This is a genomic window from Rhizobium sp. USDA 4016 (assembly GCF_056279705.1).
The window spans coordinates 3,067,003-3,090,807 of sequence record NZ_JBWCCY010000004.1 but is presented as its reverse complement, the minus strand read 5'-3'; the positions used below and the strand labels follow the sequence as shown (position 1 = coordinate 3,090,807).

The following is a 23,805-nucleotide window of genomic DNA, read 5'->3' as shown; positions in this document are numbered from 1 at the left end:
ACCTACCTTTGTGTTCCTCGATTGGTCTTAAGCGCGGCCGCCGGTTTTGTTCTTTGGCGTCTTCTTCCGTGCCGGTTCAAAAGGAAAATGACTGGATAGGCTTTTAGTTCCGGGAACGAATACGGAAAGTTCGATGATTTTCGCAAAATTCTATCGAAATGCGTGTGATTTTGACGGCTACAACAAAGCGCGGCGGCTTTTGTTCGACCGGAATGAAGATGGACTGAAGGCATTTCGCCTTCAGCTTGCTTCAAACGTCCGCGTTGCGTTGTTCAGAGCACGTAGACTGGGTCGAAAACGCCTTTTACCGCCACACCAAGCTCCAGCAGCGCACCAGCTTGCGGCTGCGACGAGCGCGCGGTGTCGTCGAGCCCTTCCCAGGCGGTTGTCACCGCCAGCCGGTCCGCATTGACGCCGATAAAGGCTGGGCAGGAGGGTTGTGCGGCAGGAACCTTGTAACGGGCGATGCGCAGGCCGTCCGGGCTGTACCGGTCGACGACGCCCGCACCCCAGCGTGCGTTCCAGATATAGCCATCCGAATCGCAGACGGAACCGTCGATGCCGCCGGGATCATCCATGCTGTCGACCATGACGATCGGCTCGCCCGTCGGAAGCCCGGTCTGCGGATCGACCATGACGCGCATGAGACGGCTGATGCGCGTGTCCGTGTAATAGCCGATCGTGCCGTCGGGCGAAAAGCAGATCGAATTGGGAATGCTGATGCCGCTGAAGATCTTCGTCACCCTGCCACCGGCGACGTGATAGATCGCGCCTGCCTGGGGTTCCGCCCGTTTGCTCATCGTGCTGATCCACAGTGCGCCGGATGGGTGCGTGCGGCCATCGTTCGAGCGGTTTTCCGGGTTGTCGTTTTCGAATGCGGCATAGAAGGTCAGATTGCCGCTGCCAATATCGCGGACGAAAAGTCCTTCTTCGGTTGCGAGCAGCTGGCGGTTGGCGTCGATGCGTGCGAGCACGCTCGCCATCATCGGAAGCGGATGCACGTTCTTTTTTTCGGTGCTGAGGTTCAGTTCGTGCAGTTCCTTGCCGAGAATATTGAACCACCAGACGGTGTCGGTATCCGGATCGTAGGTCGGGCCTTCGCCAAGTACCGAACTGGTATTGCAAAGCGTCTTGCCCTCGAACTCGTAAATCTCAGTCATATGCCTACGCTCCTACGGCTGCGTCATAGGCGTAAATGGTGGCCTTGGCGCGCTCGGCAACCTCTGCGGCCGTCATTCCGGGCTTGTAAATGCTGGTGCCGAGGCCGAAGGCCAGAATGCCCGCTTTCGTGTAGTCCGCGAAATTTTTGTCGGAGACGCCGCCGACCGCCGCGATCACCAGTTCGGGCGGCAGAATGGCGCGGATGGCCGTGATGCCCGAAGGACCGAGCACGCTGGCGGGGAAGAACTTCAGGCCGGTTGCCCCGGCGCGGGCGGCGGCGAGCGCCTCGGTCGGCGTGAAGACGCCCGGCATCGAGACCATGCCGTAGCTGCGCGCGCGAATGATGACGTCAGGCTCGACATTCGGTGTGACGAGCAGCTTGCCACCGGCATTGTGAAGGCTGTCGACAGCATCGACCGTCAACACGGTGCCCGCGCCGATCAGGCATTCCGGCGGCGCCATTTTCGCAGCGATCTCGATGGATTTGAAAGGGTCGGGCGAGTTCAGCGGGATTTCGATCGCGGCGAGGCCGTTCTCGATCAGCGCGCCGACGACGCTTTCGGTTTCCTCCGGCTTGATGCCGCGGAGAATGGCGATGAGCGGACGCTTCATGGAGGGAAAGGGAATGCGGTTGATCATGAGAATTTCCTCAATTCGGCCAGATAGCTTCGGCGGCGGCCGACAGCCCACGGCGCACGGCCGTGTCGGCATCGATGACGGTGTACTTTAGAGACAAGAACTTGAAGGCCGTTTCATAAAGGCCCTGGAGGCGGCCCGACGCGACGAGCGTGACAGGCGTGTCGTTCGGTGCGTCGAAAAGCGCACCGGCGATTTCAAGCCCGATCAGAGTGCCGGAAATCCTTGCCTGTGCACCGGCCGCCGTCAATGCGTGAAGAAGCTGGCCCGAGCGGGCGGTAAAGAGAAGGTTCGACGCCATGGCAGGCTGCCTGAAAGCGGCCGAGACTGCCGCTCTGAAGGCGGAATTGTCTGCTTGCGCCTCCTCGGCGCTCGCAACGGCATGCGAGAGGATCGTATGCTTGCTGATCGCGTCGAAGAGTTCACCAGTCATGAAGGTCGAAAACCCGATCACTTCGCCGTCCTGAACATGAACCCATTTCGAGTGCGTGCCTGGCATGCAGACGGCCTGCAATCCCCTGCTGTCGGGGCCAAGTGCGCCAAGCAGCTGCGTTTCCTCTCCGCGCATGACGTCGGGCGATGCCTTGTCGCGCTGGGCAAGGCCGGGGAGGATACGGACATCCCGGCTTTGGCCCGGAACGGAAACCGCGCCGGTGAGGATCGAGGAGATCGACGCGGGAACGTCGATATAGCCCGCCTCGACCCAGCCCTGCTTGGCGCCGACCATGCCGCAGGCGATGACCGGCACGTTCTGTGGGACCGAGAGTGCGGCAAGATGCGACGCCAAGACATCGGCAAAGCCGGTCTTGGCCGCCGTCGTCATGCCTTCGCCGCTGCGGCGTTCGCCGAGAATACTGCCGTCCTTGCCGATCAGCCAGAGCCTGAAACTGCTCGTACCCCAATCCACCGCGACATAAACGGGATTTGCCATCAGAAAATGCCTCCGTCGACAATCAAGGACTGCGCCGTCACCGCGGCCGCGCAGTCGGATGCAAGAAACAGACAAGGGCCGACGATCGCGTCGCCATGCAGGACCTTCTTCAGGCACTGCCGTTTGATGGTCTGCGCAATGCCTTCTTCGGTCAGCCAGAGCTTCATCTGCCGTTCGGTCACGATCATGCCCGGTAAGATGCAGTTGACGCGGATATTGTCGGGGCCGAGCTTGCCCGCAAGGCTCTTGGTGAGACCGATCACGGCGGCCTTGGCCGTGGAATAGGCCGGGAAGTCCGGCATGTTCAGGAGAAAGGCGATCGACGACATGTTTATGATCGCGCCGCCGCCTGCCGCACGCATGGAAGGCGCTACGGCCTGGGCGGTGAAGAAGACATGGCGGAGGTTTGTCGCCTGGTTGTTGTCCCAGTATTCTTCGGTCACCGTATCGAATTCATGCCGGTCGTCCCAGGCAGCGTTGTTGACGAGAACGGTGATCGGCCCTGATTGCGCGACCACCGCATCAACCGTCTGCCGGATCGCGCCGATATCGCGAAGATCGGCCTTGAAGAAATGCACCGGATGTTCCGAATCGCGGGAAAGCCGCATGGCAAGTTCGCGGCTTTCCGTTTCGGCTATGTCGATGAAGGAAACCTTCGCGCCCTGCCGGGCAAAGCCCTCGACGATCGCGGCGCCGATGCCGGAGCCGCCACCTGTCACGAGCACGCAACGATCCCTGAATTCCGGAAACTGCGCGACTACGCTCGTCACCGTATCCTCCCGATTTTCCATTATTTGGAACTCAATTTGACTATGTGGAATTATCTGATTACGCTGCCATTCGTGTCAAGGCCGACGGTAGGCGATCAATGGCTCCACGAAAAGATATATCGAGAGAAAGTGAAACGGGGACATTGGGTAAGGCGATGGCGCTGCTCGAGCTCGTGACGCATGCCGAACGTCCAATGCGCTTTACCGATATTCTCGCGCTCGTCGGCCAGCCGCGCGGCACGCTGCACCGCCAGCTCGGTCATCTCGTCGAGGAAGGGCTTCTGGAATTCGACGTAGACGGCCGCTATGCGCCGGGGTTGCGGCTTCTCGATTTGGCGTCGCGAAGCTGGGCGAAGAATGAGTTCCGGCTGATTGCCGAACCGCACCTGAGGCACCTACAGCAGATGAGCGGCGAGACGGTCCATCTCGGCGTCCTGCGCGAAACCTCCATTATCTACCTCGACAAGATCGAAGGCCAGCAGTCTATTCGCATGTATTCCCAGATCGGCAATGCCTCGCCCGTCTATTGCACCGGCGTCGGCAAGGTTGCTCTTTCGATTTTGCCGGATGATGCGCTGGAGACGCTGGTGCGAAGCCTCTCCTTCCATAGCTTCACTCCACAGACATTGGTCTCGGCCGAGGCATTGCTGACCGAGGTGGCGGCAATCCGCAAAGCCGGCTTCGCCTTCGACCGCGAGGAGCATGAGCCGGGTATCCGCTGCGTTGCGGCGCCAATTCGGATGGAGGATGGAAGCTTTACGGGCGGCGTTTCGATCACCGGTCCGGCTTACAGGCTCACGCTTGAGCGTCTCGAAGAATGGGCTGCACCCTTAAAGCAGACGGCAAAATGCATCGCGGATGCGATGCGCGTCCGTCTCGGCCCGCGCCGATAGCAGCCTACGTGGCGATGCAATCGGCTGGACGCTCCCGCAGAGCGCACTTATGATGAGCGCGATATTGAGATTTGGCTGCGAATCACGCCAACTGCGGTAGTTTGTTAAAACCGAATAGTCTCTTCGGCCATTGTATTTCGGCCAGGTTGTTTTTTATTTCATGCTGGCGCGTGGTTGGCTTGCAGGCACACATCGATCTGAAACGGCGCCGCCGCTCTTGAGAAGACGAAAAAGTAGATGACAGCACTGTCACGCGCATCTTTCGATGCAGATGGATACATTCAGGAAATCGCGGGCCTGAAGACCCAATTCGATATCTTCCGCTTCATGAAGCGCTTGACGGAAGTTTGCCGAAGCCGCGCGTTCATGGTCCTCAACCTGCCGCCGGTCACGTCATTCGAACTGCAAAGCGCGACGGTGATCACCAGTTGGCCGGCCGAGCTGCTGGCGCTTTATGATCAGGAAAACCTGCTGGTGAGCAGTCCCGTCATACGCCGCCTGCGCACGTCGTCGGTCCCCTTTTTCGTTGACGTGACCAAGGGCCATAGGAGGGATGACGGCAAGACGGCGATGGCCGTGGCGCTTTTCGAGCGTTTCAAGATGATGCGCTGCGCCTTTTTCCCGACGCACGAGCCATCGGGCATGCGCGGCGCAGTCTCGTTCGCCGGTGATCGCGAGCCCTTCGCGTCGGAAGAGATGCGCGATCTTTCCTATATCTCGATCCATGTGTTCGACAGGCTTGCCGAAATCCGCAGTCTCGATACGCGCATGACGGATGCGCTGACGGACCGCGAAATCGATTGCTTGAACTGGACGGCGGCGGGAAAGACCAGTGCGGAAATCGCCGATATCCTCAACCTCTCCGAACATACCGTCAACCACTACCTGAACCGCGCAACGAAGAAGCTCGACACGGTCAACCGGACGCAGGCGGTCGCCAAGGCACTGCGCATCGGCATCATCAAGTAACCCTGCTGAAAATATTGGCAGTTTGGCTCAAAAGATGGGCAGGGCCGTGTCTTTCATCCGTTGCTAGTCTCCGTCGTGTTCTGGCCCGTCGCCCCAATTCGCCCGTCGCGCCCATTTGAAGGTGGCACCGTCGCGTTTGGAGAAGGTGCGCTCGCCCGCCGTCCCGTCGCTTTGACAGAGCTTCAGCCGGATCACTCCGCCCGAGCCCTGAGGCGGTGCGATGATGCGGGCCTTGGGAGCCTCGCCTGCAAAACGGCTTGCGGCGATGAAAGTATATTTCTCGTCCTCCCACGGCACGTCCGCATCCTTGACCAAGCGGTGCATTTTCGAGCGGGCGACCCGGCGCGAAAAATGACACCAATCTGGCCGCGCGAGAGGACAGTCCGATGCATGCGGGCAGGGCGCGATCAGATGCGCCCCTTTTGAGAGCAGTAGGTCACGCGCGGCGAGGATGCGGTCCCAACCGGCCGGCGTTCCGGGTTCGATGATGACGATCGTGTCGAGCGTCATCGCCCAGAGCTTATCGATCGACGCGTCGATCTGATGCGGCTCTATCTCATCGAGCACATAGGCGATAGTGACGAGATCGGCGGGCGCAATTTTCGGCAACGCCTTGATAAGATTGCCATCCAGCCATTCCGTCTGAAGGTCGAGCCGCCCCGAGAGGCTTCTTCCGACGTTGCGGATCGCATCGCTTGCCTCCACCATCACGGCGCTTTTGATCTCCGGCCAGCAGTCGGTGGCCGCCCAGAGTGCCGAGCCTGGACCAGCCCCGATATCGACGAAATACTCAGGGGCGAAATCAGGCCGGGCTTGCGAAATCATTTGATAGGCGGCGCGGATCGCGGCATAGGTGGCGGGCAGCCTGGCGGCGAGATAAGCCTTGGCTGCAAGGCTGTCGCTGATGTGGAAACTGCCGTCACGCAGTTCCTGGCGATAGCGGCTGGAAAGGCGTGCCGCGGCGCGCTTCAGCCCATCGAGCGGCTGACCCTCCAGCATCTCCTCCACCTGTTCCCGCAAGATCCTTGGCAATTCCATCGCTGTCGCCCACATTGATCGATCACGCCATACAGCCGGGTGCGATCCATGCCAAGCGGCATATGAAGCGCTTGCCGATCATCATCTGGCACGAGCCTTGCTTCTTATTCCGCAGAGGTCCAGAGGGGACTTTGAAAGAGCGCCAAAAAAGAACGGCGCCATCGGAAACAACCGCCGTCGGCAGCGTAGATGCATGTCTCCTGCATCCGTTGCCGGCGGCGGTTGTTGCCTTTTTGTAACGGCCCTCCCGTGATGTCGCTCCAACCCCGTGGTTTGGGGTGATTTTTCCTCTGGTCATTTCCCCACATTGTTCTACTTCGGCCTGCATTGCGCCGGGTATCGGGCAGACCGTTGCGGCCATCGGGGCGAAAGCCCGGCGGACCAGATGGCCGCAACGGATTTCGATAGAGCGCGATTTCCGTTGCCCTTGATGCCGATTTCGTTTGGCGAAGCCGCAGCCCTCCACTATCTACGTCTCTTCAAAGACTATGCGTGAGGGTGGAATGACGGACGTCACCAAGGAACAAGTTCTCGAAACGCTGAAGACCGTGCGCGGTCCCGATCTCGAACATAATATCGTCGAGCTCGGCATGGTTTCCGATGTCTTCATTGCAGACGGCAAGGTCTATTTCTCGATCACCGTTCCGGCCGAGCGAGCCAAGGAGCTTGAGCCGCTGCGTCTCGCGGCCGAACGCGTCATCAAGGAACTGCCCGGCGTCAAGGGTGCGCTCGTGGCGCTGACCGCCGACAAGAAAGCGGCCCCTGCCTCCGCACCTGCCGCCCGTCCTGCTGCCCATGCCGGGCACGGCCATGAAGGCCATGCGCACGCGCCGCAGCAACAGCCGCCGCGCGCCGGCAAGATCGGCGTTCCCGGCATCAAGTCGATCATCGCGGTTGCCTCCGGCAAGGGTGGCGTCGGCAAGTCGACGACGGCCGTCAATCTCGCGCTCGGTCTACAGGCGAACGGTCTGCGTGTCGGTATTCTCGACGCCGACATCTACGGTCCCTCCATGCCGCGCCTTTTGAAGATTTCCGGCCGGCCGACGCAGGTCGACGGCCGCATCATTAATCCGATGGAGAATTACGGCCTCAAGGTCATGTCGATGGGCTTCCTCGTCGATGAGGAAACTGCGATGATCTGGCGCGGCCCGATGGTGCAATCGGCGCTGCTGCAGATGCTGCGCGAAGTCGCCTGGGGCGAACTCGACGTGCTTGTCGTCGACATGCCGCCCGGTACCGGCGATGCGCAGCTGACGATGGCCCAGCAGGTGCCGCTCGCCGGCGCCGTCATCGTCTCCACGCCGCAGGACCTTGCATTGATCGATGCCCGTAAGGGGCTCAATATGTTCCGCAAGGTGGAGGTCCCGGTTCTCGGTATCGTCGAGAACATGAGCTATTTCATCGCGCCCGATACCGGCACCCGCTACGACATCTTCGGCCATGGCGGCGCGCGCAGGGAGGCCGAGCGCATTGGCGTGACCTTCCTCGGCGAGGTCCCGCTCACGGTGAGTATCCGCGAAACCTCGGATGCCGGCACGCCGCTTGTCGCGTCCGAACCGAACGGCATCGTTGCGGGCATCTATCGCGACATCGCTTCGAAGGTGTGGGAACAACTCGGCGGCCAGCCGCAGCGCCAGGCGCCGGCGATCATTTTCGAATAGCTGTTTCGGCGCGCCGAATACCCCAAATTGTGGGGGAAATGTGGTGATATCGCCCAGTTCACCTAAGATGACTTGATTATTTCACAGCTTTCCGTCATATGGCCCGCCGTCGCCATGATGGCGGTTTCTGCGGATGCTCGATGATGGCCGCCCTTGCTTGAAAGGTTTCGGCCAGCCTGCATGTTCGGAGTTATCTTGTCGATCGAAGGATTGGTGACTGCGATGCGGTTGAGCAGAATGCATGGCCGGGTTCTGACCGGATGCAGCTGGAGTTGTATGAACCTTTTTCCGCGTCCGGTAAGATCGAAGACTATTAGCCTGTACGGCGCCGTGACGGCTGCCATTCCAGTGAAAGGCTCTCGATGAAAAGCGCAGGCATTGCAGGACGTGCCGGCGGCTGGAGCAACGCCCGGTGATTACGGCCTATTGTTCAAATTGCAAGTCGGTCGAAATCCGTGACCTATCGCACGCCGCGGAGTTTCCGGACGATGTGGTATGGATCGATATGCTCGAGCCAACCCGTGAGGAGGAACTCTACGTCGAAAAGATCGTCGGCATCGAGGTTCCGACCCGCGACGATTTGAAGGATATCGAGCCGTCCGCACGCCTCTATACCGAGAATAATGCGGTCTACATGACGGCTTCGTTGGTCTGGAAAGCTGAGACAGAGGCCCCGACGCTGACGGATGTTGCCTTCATCCTCGTTGGGAACCGGTTGATCACCATCCGCTACGCTCATCCAAAATCCTTTGCCCTGTTCATCGCCGCCCTTCATCGCGTGCCGGAAGAGTGGCGCAGCGGTGCCGCTCTCCTTGCCAAGCTGCTCGAGACGATCGCCGACAGGACTGCGGAAATTCTCGAACTCTCGGTCGCCCGCATCGATGTCCTTTCGACGCACGTTTTCGGCGACCGCGCCAGAAAGGTTCGCAAGCCTTCGAACTATCTCGAGGAGAAGCTTCGCGATATCGCCGGCCACCACCGCCTTGTCAGCAAGGTGCGCGAAAGCCTCGCCTCGCTCTCACGCCTCATGACCTTCTTCTACACCATCCCCGCAGTTCAGAAGGACCAGGCGACGAAGGAACTGTCGCGCACCGTCTCGCGCGATATCCAGTCGCTGACGGAGCATGCGTCCTACATCGCCGGAAACATCACCTTCCTCCTCGACGCCTCGCTCGGCCTCATCAACATCGAGCAGAACTCGATCATCAAGATCTTCTCGATCGCATCCGTCGTCTTCTTGCCGCCCACCCTTGTCGCATCCATTTATGGTATGAATTTCGAATTCATGCCGGAACTGCACTGGGTCGCGGGCTATCCCTCTTCGCTGGGCCTGATGGTGATGTCCGCCATCATTCCGTTTTTCTTTTTCCGATGGAAAGGCTGGCTCTAAGGAGCCTGTTGTCACTTTATGTCCGACGAAAGCCATTCACACGATCGCCACATGACGCCGCGCAAACTCTTCTATCTTACGCTCGGCTCCGTCGGCGTCGTCTATGGAGATATCGGTACCAGCCCGCTCTACGCATTCCGCGAAGCGCTGAAGCCGGTCGCGCACGATGGGATCACCCGTTTCGAGATCATCAGCCTTATCTCGCTGATGCTCTGGGCACTGACGATCATCGTCACCCTCAAATATGTCCTGCTGCTGCTGCGCGCCGATAACGAAGGCGAGGGCGGCACACTCTCCCTGCTTGCCCTGTTGATGAAGACGGCGAACGGGCACACCGCATTGCTGCTTACACTCGGCATGGCAGGTGCGGCTCTGTTCCTGGGCGATGCGATGATCACGCCGGCGCTTTCGGTTCTGTCTGCCGTTGAAGGCGTTAAGTTGATGGCCCCGAGCCTGTCGGCCTACATCGTGCCGATTTCGGCGGCCATTCTTGTCTTGCTGTTCGTTTTCCAATCGCACGGCACCGGCGCCATGGCCCGTTTTTTCGGACCGATCACCGCGCTCTGGTTCATCGTCATGGCGATTGCCGGCATTTCGCATATCTCCGACGACTACGGGATCTTGGCAGCCTTCAATCCGTATTATGCCGTCAGCTTCCTACTCCACGAGGGATTCTTCGGCATCGTTGTTCTGGGTGCGGTCTTCCTGACGGTGACCGGCGCCGAAGCGCTTTACGCCGACCTTGGCCATTTTGGCCGCCGCCCGATTCAGTGGGCCTGGTTCGCGCTGGTCTTTCCTTCGCTCGCGCTGAACTATCTCGGCCAGGGCGCACTCGTTCTCGGCAATCCGGAGGCGATGTCCGACCCCTTCTATCTCATGTTCCCGAAGTGGGCGCTGCCTTTTGCCGTCATACTGGCGACGGCTGCAACGATCATCGCCAGCCAGGCGGTCATCACCGGCGCCTTTTCGCTCGTGCGCCAGGGGATCAACCTCGGTTTCCTGCCGCGCATGGAGATCCTCTTCACATCGGAGACCAATACCGGGCAGATTTTCCTGCCGACGGTCAACACAGTGCTCTTCCTGGGCGTCATGTTCCTGGTCATCACGTTCCAGACGTCGGAAGCTCTTGCAACGGCTTACGGCATCTCGGTCACCGGCGCGATGGTCGTCACCACAATCATGGCCTTCGAATTCGTGCGGACGCGCTGGAACTGGTCGGCTTCGATCGCAACGATCGTTCTGTTGCCGCTGCTTGTGCTGGAACTGATCTTCCTCGGTGCCAACCTGCTCAAAATCCACGACGGCGGCTATATTCCGATCCTCATCGCCACCGCCTTCATCGTTGTCATGTGGACCTGGCGCCGCGGCACGGCGCTCCTCATGGAAAAGACCCGCCACACGGATATTCCGCTGCCTTCCTTTGTCAGTTCCATCGAGCGCAAGAGCGATCATTCGCCTGCCCATGTGCCGGGCACCGCGATTTTCCTCACCAGCGATCCGGAATCGGCCCCCGCGGCCCTGCTTCACAATCTAAAGCACAACCACGTCCTGCATGACCGCAACGTCATCCTGACGATCCGCACGGTCAACAAGCCGCGCGTTGCGAACTCCGAACGCTACAAGGTCGAGCAGGTTTCCGAGCGCTTCTCGCGTGTCGAACTGCTCTTCGGCTTCATGGAAACGCAGAACGTCTCCCAGGCGCTCGCAGCACTTAGAAAGACCGGGCTGAAGTTCGACATCATGACGACCTCCTTCTATCTCGGCCGGCGCAAGCTGGTGCCGGATGCGAAATCCGGAATGCCTTACTGGCAGGACCGGCTCTATATCGCGCTCGCCAACGCGGCAGCGAACCCCTCCGACTACTTCCGTCTTCCGGCGAACCGCGTAGTCGAACTCGGCTCGCACGTCATCATCTGACACGCTTTCCAAACAGTCTTCTCCCCGCGCGGGAGAAGACGAAAAACCGCTCACGGATGCATTCTGGGACACCGCATTAACCAAGCATCAAGGTTAATGGGTGATTTTCGTCAGACTGTTGAAGCGTCCCGTGTCCGGAGTCTGGCGTTGCGTCGAAATCGCGTTGTCCGCAGCAAGCTGCGTTTTCTCCCTCAGAGCTGGATTTCACCCGCCATCTTCGGCATTTGCGGGTGGCTCGCATTCCCCACCATCGCATCGCATGCCGATCTCGCCGCCATGCTCGCCGGGCTTGATCAAAGCCGCGACAACTGGCGCATGGTGATGACAAATTCTCCGGCGGGCTCCATTCATCAGGCCGAACTCGCTTTCGCGGATCCGATCGTGACGGGAACGATCGCGGCCGGCGCGGGCATGGTTCTTCCCGATGGCCGCAAGGTTGCCTTTGTCGCGAAAGGCAAGGGCCACGAGGAAACGCCGGACGAAGAACGCGTCAACCGCGGTACCAAGAAAGGCCGCATCGTCGCCGTCGAGAAGATGCAGCCGCCGAAGGATTTCTCCGCCGGCTCCATTCTCCAGCGCACGCAGCTCCTTTTCCAGCCGAGCTTCGACATCAAGGACAAGTCCGCCTTCGTGAAGCCGAAGATCATGGGCAAGGAAATCGAGATCGCCACCAATTTCTACAGGAAGCAGCCGGTCATGCTGGAACCCGGCGTTCCGGCGATGCTTGCAGGCCTCGTCACAAGCAACAAGGCCGACGTGCTGGCGACCGCCTATGCGCCGGCAGCCCCGGACTACGCCCGTCAATCGCCCTTCGACTCGATCCTCGCCGATCAGGCAAATGACGGCCGCTTCGTTCCGCAGATCGGCGCGGGCGATCATGCATGGGCGGCGAGCATCCTGCCTGCCAGCGTGTTTTCGGCGCGCGAGCAGCAGTGCCTTGCATCCGGCATCTATTTCGAAGCTCGCGGCGAATCGGTAAAGGGGCAGGCCGCAGTCGCGCAGGTCATCCTCAACCGCGTCAGGAACCCGGCCTACCCGAAAACCATCTGCGGCGTCGTCTACCAGAACGAAGACTGGCGGAACCGCTGCCAGTTTTCCTTCGCCTGCGACAACATCCGCGATCGCGTGAACTCCGAAAATCACTGGCGCGTTGCCCGCGACGTCGCCATGGCGGTCACGGCCGGCAAGATCTGGCTTCCGCAAGTCGGCTCGGCTACACATTATCATGCCGTCTATGTCCGGCCGAAATGGGCAAGGACCATGGAAAAGGTCGGCCGCATCGGCCTGCACGTCTTCTACCGCACCTATGGCGGTGGCTGGAGCTGAGGAAAAGCCGGTCCGGCAGCGGATTTCCCCGCCGATCATCGGCTTCGAAAGCGGATTCTTTCGCTCGAATTTTCAAAGCGGTGTGAAATTCGGATCAAATCATTGATTCGGAACGATAATTTTATGGCTGGACATAAGCTTCCTACGCCTTGACTATGGTTTCCCCTAAAACTATGTTGCGCGCGACTTCAGAACGGGCCGAAAGGTTTTCAGACCTTGTGTCCGTTGTCCTGAAAACCGGGGTAGCGGGGATCGCGGACAGCGGAAGACGAGGAGGAAGCCATGGCGGATGACCGCGAGGAAAGTCTTGAAAAGCGCCGTGCGCAGCTGGGAGCGAAGCTCAAAGCCAAGCGCATAGATGCGGGAGAGGACGAGGCGAACGAAGCCCGCGCCGAGGTAAGCCGCAAAGGCTATGCTGAGGCGATGAAGCTTTCGAGCGAGTTCATTTCCGCCATCGTCGTCGGTGCCCTTCTTGGCTATCTTTTGGACCGTTTTGTCGGCACGGCGCCTTGGGGGTTGATTGTTCTTCTGCTTCTCGGATTCTGTGCCGGTGTTTTGAACGTTCTTCGCGCTGCAGGCAAGGTTGCAAAACCGGAGCCTGGAGAGCGCCGAAAACGGCAAGAAATAGGGCAGGGTGCCAGGCGCTTTGTCCAGTGTGATGATCCCGCAATCGCGGGCCAAAGAAGAGAGAACAAGCGGTGTCTAACGATCCGACCCATCAGTTCCTGATCCAGAAGATTGTGCCGATCGAAATCGGCGGAATTGATTTCTCGTTTACCAACGCTTCTCTCTTCATGGCGGCATCCGCTGCCGTTGCCGCAGGCTTCCTTTATTTCTCGACGTCAAACCGCGCGATCGTTCCCGGCCGCTCGCAGTCGGTCGCGGAAATGTCTTACGAATTCATCGCCGGAATGCTGAAGGAAGGCGCAGGAACCAAGGGGATGAAGTTCTTCCCGCTGGTCTTTTCGCTCTTCATGTTCGTGCTGACGGCAAACCTGCTTGGCATGTTCCCGTATTTCTTCACGGTGACGAGCCAGATCATCGTCACCTTCGCCTTGGCGCTGCTCGTCATCGGCACGGTTCTCGTCTACGGCTTCTATAAGCACGGCTTCCATTTCCTGAATGTCTTCGTGCCCTCGGGCGTGCCAGGCATTCTTCTGCCGCTGGTGGTGGCGATCGAGATCATCTCCTTCCTGTCCCGCCCCATTTCACTTTCTGTTCGTCTTTTCGCCAATATGCTCGCCGGTCACATCACGCTGAAGGTGTTCGCAGGCTTCGTCGCCTCGCTTGGAGCCCTCGGTGCAGTCGGTGTCGGCGGTGCCATTCTTCCCCTCATCATGACGGTCGCCCTGACCGGTCTCGAGTTCCTCGTCGCCTTCCTTCAGGCTTACGTCTTTGCGGTGCTGACTTGCATGTACCTCAACGACGCAGTTCACCCGGGTGGCCACTAAGGATACCGACATTGACGTCAAAGGGCGTCAGTCAATTCGCCGCAACAACCATTTCAAAGGAGTTCAACATGGAAGCGGAAGCAGCAAAGTTCATCGGTGCAGGTCTGGCTTGCTTTGGTATGGCCGGTACGGCTCTCGGCCTCGGCAACATCTTCGGCAACTACCTCGCCGGCGCTCTGCGCAACCCGTCTGCTGCTGACAGCCAGTTCGGCCGTCTGGTTTTCGGCTTCGCCGTTACGGAAGCTCTGGGCATCTTCTCGCTGCTCGTTGCTCTCCTTCTGCTCTTCGCCGTCTAATATCGGTGGATTGAGGGATCACGGCCTGCGACCAGCAAGCCGTGATCCTTTGTATTTGCAGTACACCTGGAGGTGAGCATGTTTTTTGTGACCCCGGCCTATGCTCAAGAAGCTCCGGCGGGAACGGCAGAACCGGGTGCAGCGCCCGCCACGGACCCGCATGCCGCTCCGGCGCCCGGCGAGGTCCATACCGAGACCGGCGTTCCCGCTGGCGAGCACGGCGGCGGTGTTTTCCCGCCTTTCGATTCGTCGACTTACGCATCCCAGCTTCTGTGGCTGGCGATCACCTTCGCCGTTTTCTTCTTGCTCATGCAAAAGGTCATTACGCCGCGAATCGGCGGTATCCTCGAGCAGCGCCATAAGCGCATCTCGCAGGATCTCGACGAGGCAAGCCGCCTGAAGGCGGAAGCCGATGCGGACGTTGCAGCCTATGAAGCTGAACTCGCTGCGGCCCGCGCCAAGTCGAACTCGATCGGCTCTGCCGCGCGCGACGCCGCCAAGGCCAAGGCCGAAGAAGATCGCCGCTCCGTCGAAGCGAGCCTCTCCGAGAAGCTGAAAGCTGCCGAGGGCCGCATCGCCGACATCAAGGCGAAGGCATTTGCAGACGTCGGCACGATTGCCGAGGAAACGGCCGCTGCCGTTATCGAACAGCTGATCGGTGGCACAACGGCCAAGACCGACGTTGCCGCCGCTGTCGCAGCCGCCAAGAAGGAGGCTTGATCGATGGAATTTGATGCAACTTTCTTCGCCTTTGTCGGCCTCGTCTTGTTCCTGGCCCTCGTCGTCTATCTGAAGGTTCCGGGCATGATGGCAAAGTCGCTCGACGACCGCGCCGACCAGATCCGCAACGAGCTGGCCGAAGCCAAGCGTCTGCGCGAAGAGGCTCAGCATCTGCTGGCCGAATACCAGCGCAAGCGCAAGGAAGCGGAAGCGGAGGCTGCGCATATCGTCGCCGCCGCCGAGCGCGAAGCCGAGATGCTGACTGCCGAGGCGAAGAAGAAGACGGAAGAGTTCGTCGCCAACCGCACGGCCCTTTCGGAACAGAAGATCAAGCAGGCGGAAGCCGATGCGATGAAAGCCGTCCGTTCGGCTGCCGTCGATCTGGCGATCACCGCGGCCGAAACGGTTCTCGCCAAGAAGGCCGACGGCAAGGTCCAGGCCGACCTCTTCAAGGGTGCCGTCGGCGAAGTGAAGACGCGCTTGAACTGAGCGTTCTTTCATGTTGATCTGGAAAGGCCCCGGCATCGGGGCTTTTTTTATTGGCGGCGGTGCGGCTGCCGGAGTTGCTGATGCTGAAGGATGCGGCAGGTTCCGGACCGATCTTGCGTGACGGGCTTGTATGGCGCGCCACGCGTCCATGGACTGCGAATGTGCATTCTCTCTTTGGGCACCTGAAGCAGTGCGACTTCGCTTCAGCGCCGCGATCTGCAGGCTATGATGAGAATTTCGAGCGCGTGACTTTTATTGAGGGCGAGTACGGCGACCTCGATAGTGTCCAAATGCTCTTGGACACGGTACTGACTTCTGCTGCGCGATTGCTGCGCATCTACCACGATTGCTCGGCATCCTTTCAGGGGGCCGCTGAAGGCGCCTGGCAGCTTAAGCCGAAGCCGCCGTTTGAAGTCATCTGTCATGGCGATTTTGCACCGTACAACGTCGTCATGCGGGACGGCAAAGCGATAGGCATCATCGATTTCGAAGCGGCACATCCCGGTCCGAGGCTCTGGGATATCGCCTATGCTGTCTATCGATGGGCGCCGCTGTCGAGACATATCGCGGTAGAGAGCATTGTCACGATCGAAGAGCAGATCAACCGGGCGCGGGACTTCCTCGACGCTTACGGCTTGCCAGCCGATGAACGCGCCGCTTTGCCTGATCTTGTCATCGAGCGTTTGAAGGGGCTTGTCGCTTTCATGGAAGCGGAAGTGGCGCGGGGATCGGAAAAATACCGCAAGGATATCGAAGAGGGCCATCATCGGCTTTTTCGCGATGACATCGGCTACATCCACGTTCATCGGGATCAAATCGCGGCCGGACTCATGGCCACTTGATTGAGCCGGCAACAAGCCGAAGTGGTGAACCCTGCCACAAAGCCGCCGCTCGATGGTCGGCAGATCGCCTTCCTATTGCCGCACCGAAAACGTCTGAGAGTCACATTGTCGCCGGATCGTTCCTCAACCCTAACCGGCGGCCAAGGCAGTATGTCGCCGTCCACGCCACCACAGAGGCCACCACAGAGGAATGAATATGATCACTCGTTATACCCCTGTTGCATCGTTGACCGCTGCAGCTCTCAGCTTGATGTTTCTCGGCAACCCCGCGTCCGCACAGCAGGCAGCTCCAGCCCAGCAACCGGTTCAAGCGCAACCAGAAAGCAAAGGCGCGACCGCAGCCGTCAGCGATCAGAAAATCGAGGCCTTTGCGGTCGCCTATCTCCAGGTCGACCAGGTTAGGCAGGAATACTCGGCCAAGATCGGAGCCACACAGGACACGGCAGCGAAGCAACAGCTGCAGACTGAAGCCAGTAAGCAAATGGTTCAGGCCGTGGAAGCCTCTCCAGGTATCTCGCTAGATGAGTATAACTCAATTCTAACCGCCGCGCAGAACGATCCGGCGCTCGTCAAGAGAGTTCAGGAAAAGCTCCAGGAATCTGCGCCCGCGCAGCCGGCGCCCGCGAAGCAGCAGTAAGCCGTGCGCCGGGACTGCACTTCAAATTGGTGCTGTTTTGGTTCCATTGAAGCGGTCTGAATGACCGCTTCAATCATCACGTGCGAACGCGAGATGCTGCTTCGAGTTCGACAGGTCTGCAGCGGCAGCAGTTACTCTTCCAGCATTTCGTCCATCGTGGCGCCTTCGGTGCCGTTCTTCTTCAACGGCCGGAAGCTCATGCGGTGAAGCGAGCAGGGGCCATGCCGCTCGATGCGGGCGCGGTGCTGCGCCGTGCCATAACCCACATGCGCGGCAAAGCCGTAATCGGGGAAGACGGCATCTGCACGCGCCATCATCCGGTCGCGGGTCACCTTGGCAACGATAGAGGCGGCGGCGATCGAGACCGAGCGCGAATCGCCCTTGACCACCGCTTGGCCTGGGCACTCCAGCCCCGGCGGCACGTCGAGGCCATCGGTCAGCACATAGCTTGCAGGGATGGCAAGGCCGCAGATTGCCCGGCGCATGGCGTCGAGGCTCGCCTTGCGGATATCCGTGAGGTCGATGTGTGTGGAACTCGACGATGCGATGGACACCGTCGCGGTTGCGAGGATTTGGGCGAAAAGTTGTTCGCGCCGTTGCGCCGAGAGCTGCTTGGAATCGTTCAGCCCGTCCGGGATACGCCTGGGATCAAGAATGACGGCAGCGGCGACGACAGGTCCGGCCAGAGGGCCGCGCCCTGCCTCATCGGCGCCAGCGACCGGCCAGTGACCGGCCTTGCGTGCCTTCAGTTCCAGCTTGAAGTCCGGGACGAGCGGCACCTCTTCGAAAAGCAGAGGAGAATCGGGTGACGTGCGAGGTTTCATGCGGCTGAACCTCGCACGCCAACCCGATTTCCTGCAAGCCCCCGGATCAGGGCGGCGCACCGGGGGCTCAGGCCGCGAAACGGGCAGGGGAGCCGTTTGCGGCGGCAAGAGGCCAGGGCGGCGGCCTCCTGCGGGGTAACTCGTTATGGCATTCGCCGGGCGGCCTCAGGGAACCCTCGCGTGCGGACGGGCGGCTAAAGCAGCGAAAGCTGCACGCCGCTGCCATCCGGCGGCACGAAAAGATCGTCGCGAAGCGGCATGCTGCGCCTTGTCATGCCGAGCCGTTTCGTCGCCATCTCGAAGCGGCGGGCGAGCTGCCAGGCATAGGGGCCGGCGCCTTTCATGCGCTTGCCGAATTCGGCGTCGTAGTCCTTGCCGCCGCGCATCGAGCGGACCAGCGACATGACGTGCCGGTAGCGATCCGGATAGTTCTGCAACAGCCAGTCGCGGAAGAGCGGAGCGACTTCCAGCGGCAGGCGCAGGATCACGTAGCCCGCCTCCAGCGCACCGGCAACCTTTGCCGCGTCGAGAATGCGTTCCAGCTCGTGGTCGTTCAGCGCGGGGATCATCGGAGCGGCCATCACCGAGGTCGGGATGCCCGCCTCTGTCAGGGCCTGGATCGCCTCCAGCCGGCGCGGCGGCGTTGCGGCGCGCGGTTCCATCGCACGAGCGAGCTTGCGGTCGAGCGTGGTCACCGAAAGCGCGGCACGCACAAGGCTCTTGGCTGCCATCTCCTGCAGGATATCGATATCGCGCAGAATCAGCGCCGACTTGGTGACGATCGAGACCGGATGGTTCGCCTTGTTCAGCACTTCGAGGATCTGCCGCATGATACGCCATTCCTTCTCGATCGGCTGGTAGGGATCGGTATTGGTTCCGATGGCGATGACCCGCGGCTTGTAGCCGGGCTTCGCAAGCTCGCGCTCCAAAAGTTTGGCCGCATCCGGCTTGGCAAACAGCCTGGCTTCGAAATCGAGGCCCGCCGAAAGCCCCAGATAGGCGTGCGTCGGCCGGGCGAAGCAGTAGATGCAGCCGTGTTCGCAGCCGCGATAGGGATTGATCGAACGGTCGAACGGAACGTCCGGCGACTCGTTGCGGGTAATCGCCGTGCGCGGCTTTTCGATCTGCACTTCGGTCTTGAAGGGCGGCAGTTCTTCCAGCGTCTGCCAGCCGTCGTCGAAGGCCTCGCGGTGCATCGGCTCGAAGCGCCCGCTGGGGTTCAGTCCAGCCGCGCGGCCGCGGCGCCGGTCGCCCTCGATGCGAAGGCCGGAAGAGGCGATCAACACTTCGGCAACATCCGCCGTATTGGCAGGCGCAAAGGCAGCCTGCCCTGCAAGGGACTGTTCGTTCATCCGATTCTCCCGCGACAAGGCCATTGCCTTCGTCCGTCTTGATGATTAAATTCCTATCGAGAAAAAGAGAACAATGCAAGAACAAAATGAGGAAAGTCACGCTGGCAAATTTTTGTGCGGCGCTTTATAAATAGGCAATGTTGACGGTTGTTCTGGAGTGCCAGGATCAGGAACCTGAGCTGGCGCAGACTTTATCGGTGCTGGTGGCGGGTGCAGTCGAAGGGCTCGTAAGCGACGTGGTCGTGCTCGATCACGGCTCGCGCGATGGTACATCCAGAGTGGCGGACGCGGCTGGGTGCCGGTTCCATTCGCAATGGGATATCAAGGATATATTGCGCTCGGCCCGCGGCGAGTGGCTACTTTTCGTCGAACCTGGCGCCCGGCCGCAGACTGGTTGGATAGACGAGATCGCCGAGTATGTCGCCCTCAACAAAGTCCCGGCGCGTTTCACCGCCTCGCGCGGATACAGGCGCCCGTTATTCCAGCGTGTAGGCCGGTCGCTGCCGCCGCTGGAACTCGGCCTTCTCCTGTCGAAGAAACACGCGATTGCCGCCGCAAGAAGCGGAATGCGCCTTTCGGAATTTGCCAAGGGGCAGAAGCTGCGCAAGCTTTCCAGCGAGCTGATTCCCTCCTGGGTCGCCCGCGCCGCACGATAGCGCGCAAACTTTTCAGCACTCGCGCTAAAGATGGCGCCCGATACGATTTCGCGCTATAATTCAGCCATGGCGCCGCCCGAGCGCCCCGCTTCTTGGCGGCCGACCATGGAATGCAAGGCGGCAGAACAGGTCACAGCGGAAGTCTCCTCTTCTGCCGGGTTCCGGCGAAAGGAGGTGCGTCATGAAACGCAATATGGTCCGCGGCCTGCTGGCCGTCATATTGACGACATTGGTGATCGCGCATCCGCATTCGGCAGCATCGCAGATGATGCGCAGTTGCGCAGGCCGATCCGAGGTCGTCAAGTTCCTGGACAAGAACTTTGCCGAAAAGCTCACCGCGGTCGGACTGATCAACCAGAACGCCATTCTTGAGGTCTATGCCGCCAAGAGCGGCACCTGGACACTCATCATAACGGATGTTCACGGCGTCAGCTGCTTCCTGCTGTCGGGTGACAGCTGGGAAACGATACCCACTTTGCCGGGCTTGGATACATAGCGAACGCAGGCTGCTGCCATGGCGCACCCGGGCAGCAGCGCGCCTTCTACTTCCCCACGCCGCGCTTCATGTGCTCGTCGAGCCGCGGCATGATCTCCACGAAATTGCAGGGCATGTGGCGGTAGTCAAGCTGCGCCTTCAAGATGCCGTCCCAGGCGTCCTTGCAGGCGCCGGGCGAGCCCGGGAGCACGAAGATGAAGGTAGCCTTGGCAACCCCTGCCGTTGCCCGCGATTGGATCGTCGATGTGCCGATCTTGTCGTAGGAGACGCGGTGGAAGACTGCCGAGAAGCCGTCCATGCGCTTTTCGAACAGCGGCTCCAGCGCCTCGGGCGTGACGTCGCGGCCGGTCAGGCCGGTGCCACCGGTGGTGATCACGACGTCGATGCCGTGAGTCTCCGTCCAGGCGTTGACCTGGGCTGCGATGGCCACCTTGTCGTCGCGCACGATGGCGCGGTCCATCAGCTTGTGGCCGGCCTCGGCGATCCGCGCCACAAGCGTGTCGCCGGATTTGTCGTTCTCCAGCGTGCGCGTGTCCGAAACCGTCAGCACGGCGATGCCGACGGGAATGAACGGCCGCTGTTCGTCGATACCTGTCATCACCTGTCTCCCGAAAGCGTTTCCGTCGCCTGGAAATACCAGTCCGGCCGTTCGCTGTGAAGCTTTGCCGCGGCCGCTCCGGCTGTTTCAATCGAGCCGAAGATGCCGAAACAGGTTGCGCCGGAGCCGGACATGCGGACAAGTCTTGCGCCTGCGCCCTTCAATGCGGCCGACACATCTTCGATCTCGGGAACAAGCTTGCGGGCAGGCGGCTCGAGATCGTTCCGGTTGGCCCCGATCGCCGCCAGCCAGTCGCTGCCTCGCAAGGCAAGCGGCGGGTTGTTCTTCGCCGTCAGCAGCCGGAATATCTCGGGCGTCGAGACCGCCTTCAGCGGATTGGCCAGCACGATCGCAAAAGAGGGCAAGGCAACGGGCTCGATCTGTTCGCCAATCCCGCGCGCAATCAGCGGCCGGTTCGCAAGGCACATGGGAACGTCGGCGCCAAGTCTGAGAGCGATCGCTGACAGCCTCCCGCCGGGCAGGCGGAGGCTCCAAAGCCGCATGAGGCCGCGAAGGGCGGCTGCCGCATCCGCGGAACCGCCGCCGATACCAGAGGCGATCGGAAGGTTCTTTTCGAGATGGATATGGACCGGCGGCGCATGGTCGCCCTGCGCCAGCGCTGCCTGCCGAAGCATGTCGCGCGCCTTGAGCACCAGATTGCTGCGGGATTCGATGTCGAGAGCGGGGCCGAACCGTCCGCTGATCGTGAATTCGTCCGATGGCGAAGCGGCAAAGCCCAGCCTGTCGCCGTGGCCGGCAAAGGTCACCAGCATGTCCAGCAGATGATAGCCATCGGCTTTCTGGCCCGTCACGTGCAGGGCAAGATTAATCTTAGCGAGAGCATCTTCGGTAACCGCAAAGCCGCCGCTCATGCCCGCATCAGGCATGGGTTGTCAGGACTTCTTGTCGGCCGGCGGCGGCGTAACAGGCACCGGATCCGGCTGCTTCTTGTCGGCCGCCTTGGCGTCGTCGTTGTCCGTCGTCAGACCGTTCGCGATCTTGTTCTTGATTCTCGGAATCTCGGTCTCTTCCGGTGCCGAACTTAGCGCCCGGTTCCACTGATAAACGGCCTCGAGCTTGCGTCCGACGCGCCAGTAGGCGTCGCCCAGGTGGTCGTTGATCGTCGCATCACCGGCCTTGATCTCGGCGGCCTTTTCCAGTTCGGCAACGGCATCGTCGTAACGGTTCAGGCGGTAATAGGCCCAGCCGAGCGAGTCGATGATGTAGCCGTCGTCCGGACGAAGGTCGACGGCCTTCTTGATCATCGTCAGGCCCTCGTCGAGGTTGCGGTTCATGTCGATCCATGAATAGCCGAGATAGTTCAGAACCTGCGGCTGATCCGGATTGAGGTCGAGCGCCTTGCGGAAGTTCGGCTCGGCCTGGTCCCACTTCTTCAGGCGCTCATAGGCGATTCCGCGTTGGAAGAAGACGGTCCAGTCGGCGCGGCGCGGCAGCGGGCCGATCACCTCCACCGCCTTGTCGTAATTTGCCGCCATTTCCGCATAGTTCTTGGCGTCGGAAAGCACGCTGCCATAGGCGAGATAGGAGCGGACGTCCTTCGGGTCAGAAACGATCAGCGCCTTGAGGTGTTTGCGTGCCTCGTCGGTCTTGCCGCCCTGTGCCAGGGCAAGGCCGAGCTGAAGCTCCGAGATGCGTCGCATCGGCGAGTTTTCCGGCACGCGCCTGTAGAATTCGATGGCGCGGTCCGTCTGGTCCTGTTTTTCAGCAATGCCGCCGAGAAGGACCAGCGTATCGGCGCTGTTCGGGTCAAGCGTATTGGCCGTCTGCAGATAGAGCGAGACGATGTCTTCGGCGCCGTCGCGGTTCAACGCGCTGCCGATGGAGAAAAGCACGGCGGCAGCGCCCTGCGCGGCGTTGCGCACCTGCTGTTCCGGCTTTTCGCCCTTCTCGATGCTCTGGCGCAGCGCATTCAGCGGCGCATAGTTCGGCAGCATGTTGTCACCGACCGAGATCGCGTCGAGCGCCTTCTGCTTGTTGCCCTGGGATGCTTCGAGGCGGGCAAGCGCCATGACAGCGCGCATGAAGGTGTCGGGCGCGGTCGCGCCGCCATCCTTGTCCAGCACTGCATCGTTGAGATGTCTGCGCGCGGCCGCCACGTTGCCGGTTACGATCGCAATTGCGCCCGCATGATAGTTCTGGAAGATGCCGAACCATTCCGGGCCCTTCATCTTCTCGACCATCGAAAGAGCTTCCTTGTTGCGGCCGGCGCCGGCGCGCGCCCAGGCGAGCAAAAGGTCGTTCATCATGCGGTCGAGGTCGTTCGGGCCGTCATATTTCAGGATCGCTTCGGCGGTCTTGAACTCGCCGCGGCGCATCGCGTCCATGCTGCGCACGACGGTGGTGATGCGCTCGACGGAAGGATCCTTCTTCAGGTCGTTGGCATATTTCACGCCATCTTCGATATTGCCGTTCAAAAGCAGCGAGATCATCAGGCGCTGGCGGATCTCCGGGTTGCCCGGCTCGATCTGGAGGGCCTTCTTGTAGAGCTCGATCGCCGTCTTGTAGTCATGATCGACATCGGCCGTGCGGGCAGCGAGAAATGCGCCTGCAAAAGTACCGACCGTATCCGGGTCGAAGATCACGTTCTTGCTGGCATCGTCCGTCTTGGCCGCTTCTTCGGCATTCACGCCGCCAAGCGCGCCGAGCGAAATGACCGCTGCAAGGGCTGCGCTCGAAAGAAGACGGATGGCATATCTCTGCCGCATTAGAAAACCTTTCATCAGGGCAGCCG

25 protein-coding genes are annotated in these 23,805 nt (G+C 60.6%); 15 read left to right on the top strand and 10 right to left on the bottom strand.

What is annotated here, in order from left to right; genetic code table 11:
- Positions 1-272 precede the first annotated feature (272 nt).
- The 4 genes from ACZ9DP_RS30985 to ACZ9DP_RS30970 are packed head-to-tail and all read right to left on the bottom strand — an operon-like array spanning position 273 to position 3,498.
- Positions 273-1,160, bottom strand: a complete 888-nt coding sequence (locus ACZ9DP_RS30985) for an SMP-30/gluconolactonase/LRE family protein (RefSeq protein ID WP_283070975.1) — start codon at positions 1,158-1,160, stop codon at positions 273-275.
- Between the two features lie 4 nt (positions 1,161-1,164).
- Positions 1,165-1,797, bottom strand: a complete 633-nt coding sequence (locus tag ACZ9DP_RS30980) for a 2-dehydro-3-deoxy-6-phosphogalactonate aldolase (protein WP_074070177.1) — start codon at positions 1,795-1,797, stop codon at positions 1,165-1,167.
- 13 nt (positions 1,798-1,810) lie between these two features.
- Positions 1,811-2,728 carry a 2-dehydro-3-deoxygalactonokinase gene (locus ACZ9DP_RS30975; protein ID WP_476204561.1) on the bottom strand — a complete coding sequence of 306 codons (918 nt, stop codon included), beginning with the start codon at positions 2,726-2,728 and terminating at the stop codon, positions 1,811-1,813.
- Positions 2,728-3,498, bottom strand: coding sequence for an SDR family NAD(P)-dependent oxidoreductase (locus ACZ9DP_RS30970; RefSeq protein WP_246763269.1), 771 nt, complete (start codon positions 3,496-3,498; stop codon positions 2,728-2,730). Before ACZ9DP_RS30970 ends, ACZ9DP_RS30975 begins: the two co-directional genes overlap by 1 nt.
- A gap of 98 nt (positions 3,499-3,596) precedes the next feature.
- Here ACZ9DP_RS30970 and ACZ9DP_RS30965 point away from each other — a divergent pair, with 98 nt between their 5' ends.
- Together ACZ9DP_RS30965 and ACZ9DP_RS30960 are read left to right on the top strand one after the other, a co-directional pair.
- A complete protein-coding gene (locus ACZ9DP_RS30965) occupies positions 3,597-4,391 on the top strand; it encodes an IclR family transcriptional regulator (RefSeq protein WP_194729098.1) in 795 nt (264 codons plus the stop codon).
- A gap of 237 nt (positions 4,392-4,628) precedes the next feature.
- The gene (locus tag ACZ9DP_RS30960; protein WP_074066836.1) at positions 4,629-5,360 is read left to right on the top strand and encodes a helix-turn-helix transcriptional regulator; all 732 of its coding nucleotides are present in this window, start codon (positions 4,629-4,631) and stop codon (positions 5,358-5,360) included.
- 63 nt (positions 5,361-5,423) lie between these two features.
- Here the strand turns inward: ACZ9DP_RS30960 and ACZ9DP_RS30955 are convergent, their stop codons facing one another.
- The gene (locus ACZ9DP_RS30955; RefSeq protein ID WP_476204560.1) at positions 5,424-6,398 is read right to left on the bottom strand and encodes a small ribosomal subunit Rsm22 family protein; all 975 of its coding nucleotides are present in this window, start codon (positions 6,396-6,398) and stop codon (positions 5,424-5,426) included.
- A gap of 503 nt (positions 6,399-6,901) precedes the next feature.
- On the opposite strand from ACZ9DP_RS30955, the gene apbC reads away from it, so the two are divergent.
- From apbC to ACZ9DP_RS30900, 11 genes are all read left to right on the top strand, one after another.
- Positions 6,902-8,059: an iron-sulfur cluster carrier protein ApbC gene (gene apbC, locus ACZ9DP_RS30950; protein ID WP_074066838.1), complete on the top strand. Its 1,158-nt coding sequence runs from the start codon at positions 6,902-6,904 to the stop codon at positions 8,057-8,059.
- Positions 8,060-8,471: 412 nt separating this feature from the next.
- The gene (locus ACZ9DP_RS30945) at positions 8,472-9,449 is read left to right on the top strand and encodes a magnesium transporter CorA family protein (protein WP_194729101.1); all 978 of its coding nucleotides are present in this window, start codon (positions 8,472-8,474) and stop codon (positions 9,447-9,449) included.
- A gap of 18 nt (positions 9,450-9,467) precedes the next feature.
- Complete coding sequence (locus ACZ9DP_RS30940) at positions 9,468-11,366, top strand: potassium transporter Kup (protein WP_074066840.1); 1,899 nt, start codon at positions 9,468-9,470, stop codon at positions 11,364-11,366.
- 147 nt (positions 11,367-11,513) lie between these two features.
- Entirely contained in the window at positions 11,514-12,692 is a 1,179-nt protein-coding gene (locus ACZ9DP_RS30935; protein ID WP_476204559.1) for a cell wall hydrolase, read from the top strand.
- Between the two features lie 282 nt (positions 12,693-12,974).
- On the top strand, positions 12,975-13,421 hold the full coding sequence (locus ACZ9DP_RS30930; protein ID WP_476204558.1) for an AtpZ/AtpI family protein: 447 nt from the start codon (positions 12,975-12,977) through the stop codon (positions 13,419-13,421).
- The gene (locus ACZ9DP_RS30925; protein WP_022716552.1) at positions 13,391-14,143 is read left to right on the top strand and encodes a F0F1 ATP synthase subunit A; all 753 of its coding nucleotides are present in this window, start codon (positions 13,391-13,393) and stop codon (positions 14,141-14,143) included. The genes ACZ9DP_RS30930 and ACZ9DP_RS30925 overlap by 31 nt, the downstream gene beginning before the upstream one ends.
- A gap of 68 nt (positions 14,144-14,211) precedes the next feature.
- Positions 14,212-14,439 carry a F0F1 ATP synthase subunit C gene (locus ACZ9DP_RS30920; protein ID WP_027507791.1) on the top strand — a complete coding sequence of 76 codons (228 nt, stop codon included), beginning with the start codon at positions 14,212-14,214 and terminating at the stop codon, positions 14,437-14,439.
- 78 nt (positions 14,440-14,517) lie between these two features.
- Positions 14,518-15,159, top strand: coding sequence for a F0F1 ATP synthase subunit B (locus tag ACZ9DP_RS30915; RefSeq protein WP_074066843.1), 642 nt, complete (start codon positions 14,518-14,520; stop codon positions 15,157-15,159).
- A 3-nt stretch (positions 15,160-15,162) separates the two neighbouring features.
- A complete protein-coding gene (locus tag ACZ9DP_RS30910; protein WP_074066844.1) occupies positions 15,163-15,648 on the top strand; it encodes a F0F1 ATP synthase subunit B in 486 nt (161 codons plus the stop codon).
- Between the two features lie 80 nt (positions 15,649-15,728).
- Entirely contained in the window at positions 15,729-16,490 is a 762-nt protein-coding gene (locus tag ACZ9DP_RS30905) for a phosphotransferase (protein WP_476204557.1), read from the top strand.
- A gap of 196 nt (positions 16,491-16,686) precedes the next feature.
- Positions 16,687-17,127 (top strand): DUF4168 domain-containing protein, encoded by a 441-nt coding sequence (locus tag ACZ9DP_RS30900; protein WP_074066845.1) that lies wholly within the window; start codon positions 16,687-16,689, stop codon positions 17,125-17,127.
- A gap of 131 nt (positions 17,128-17,258) precedes the next feature.
- On the opposite strand, the gene ACZ9DP_RS30895 is transcribed toward ACZ9DP_RS30900, so the two are convergent.
- Entirely contained in the window at positions 17,259-17,951 is a 693-nt protein-coding gene (locus ACZ9DP_RS30895) for a ribonuclease HII (RefSeq protein WP_074066846.1), read from the bottom strand.
- 194 nt (positions 17,952-18,145) lie between these two features.
- Positions 18,146-19,303 (bottom strand): PA0069 family radical SAM protein, encoded by a 1,158-nt coding sequence (locus tag ACZ9DP_RS30890; protein ID WP_239595268.1) that lies wholly within the window; start codon positions 19,301-19,303, stop codon positions 18,146-18,148.
- A 137-nt stretch (positions 19,304-19,440) separates the two neighbouring features.
- Between ACZ9DP_RS30890 and ACZ9DP_RS30885 the strand changes: the two genes are divergently transcribed.
- The gene (locus ACZ9DP_RS30885) at positions 19,441-19,959 is read left to right on the top strand and encodes a glycosyl transferase (protein WP_476204556.1); all 519 of its coding nucleotides are present in this window, start codon (positions 19,441-19,443) and stop codon (positions 19,957-19,959) included.
- Between the two features lie 181 nt (positions 19,960-20,140).
- Entirely contained in the window at positions 20,141-20,455 is a 315-nt protein-coding gene (locus ACZ9DP_RS30880) for a hypothetical protein (protein ID WP_476204555.1), read from the top strand.
- 46 nt (positions 20,456-20,501) lie between these two features.
- Here the strand turns inward: ACZ9DP_RS30880 and moaB are convergent, their stop codons facing one another.
- From moaB to ACZ9DP_RS30865, 3 genes are read right to left on the bottom strand one after another with little or no spacing between them, the layout of a single operon-like run.
- Entirely contained in the window at positions 20,502-21,053 is a 552-nt protein-coding gene (moaB, locus tag ACZ9DP_RS30875; protein ID WP_074066850.1) for a molybdenum cofactor biosynthesis protein B, read from the bottom strand.
- Positions 21,053-21,940 carry a 4-(cytidine 5'-diphospho)-2-C-methyl-D-erythritol kinase gene (locus tag ACZ9DP_RS30870; protein ID WP_074066851.1) on the bottom strand — a complete coding sequence of 296 codons (888 nt, stop codon included), beginning with the start codon at positions 21,938-21,940 and terminating at the stop codon, positions 21,053-21,055. Before ACZ9DP_RS30870 ends, moaB begins: the two co-directional genes overlap by 1 nt.
- A 6-nt stretch (positions 21,941-21,946) precedes the next feature.
- Complete coding sequence (locus ACZ9DP_RS30865) at positions 21,947-23,779, bottom strand: tetratricopeptide repeat protein (RefSeq protein ID WP_194730088.1); 1,833 nt, start codon at positions 23,777-23,779, stop codon at positions 21,947-21,949.
- Between the last annotated feature and the right edge of the window lie 26 nt (positions 23,780-23,805).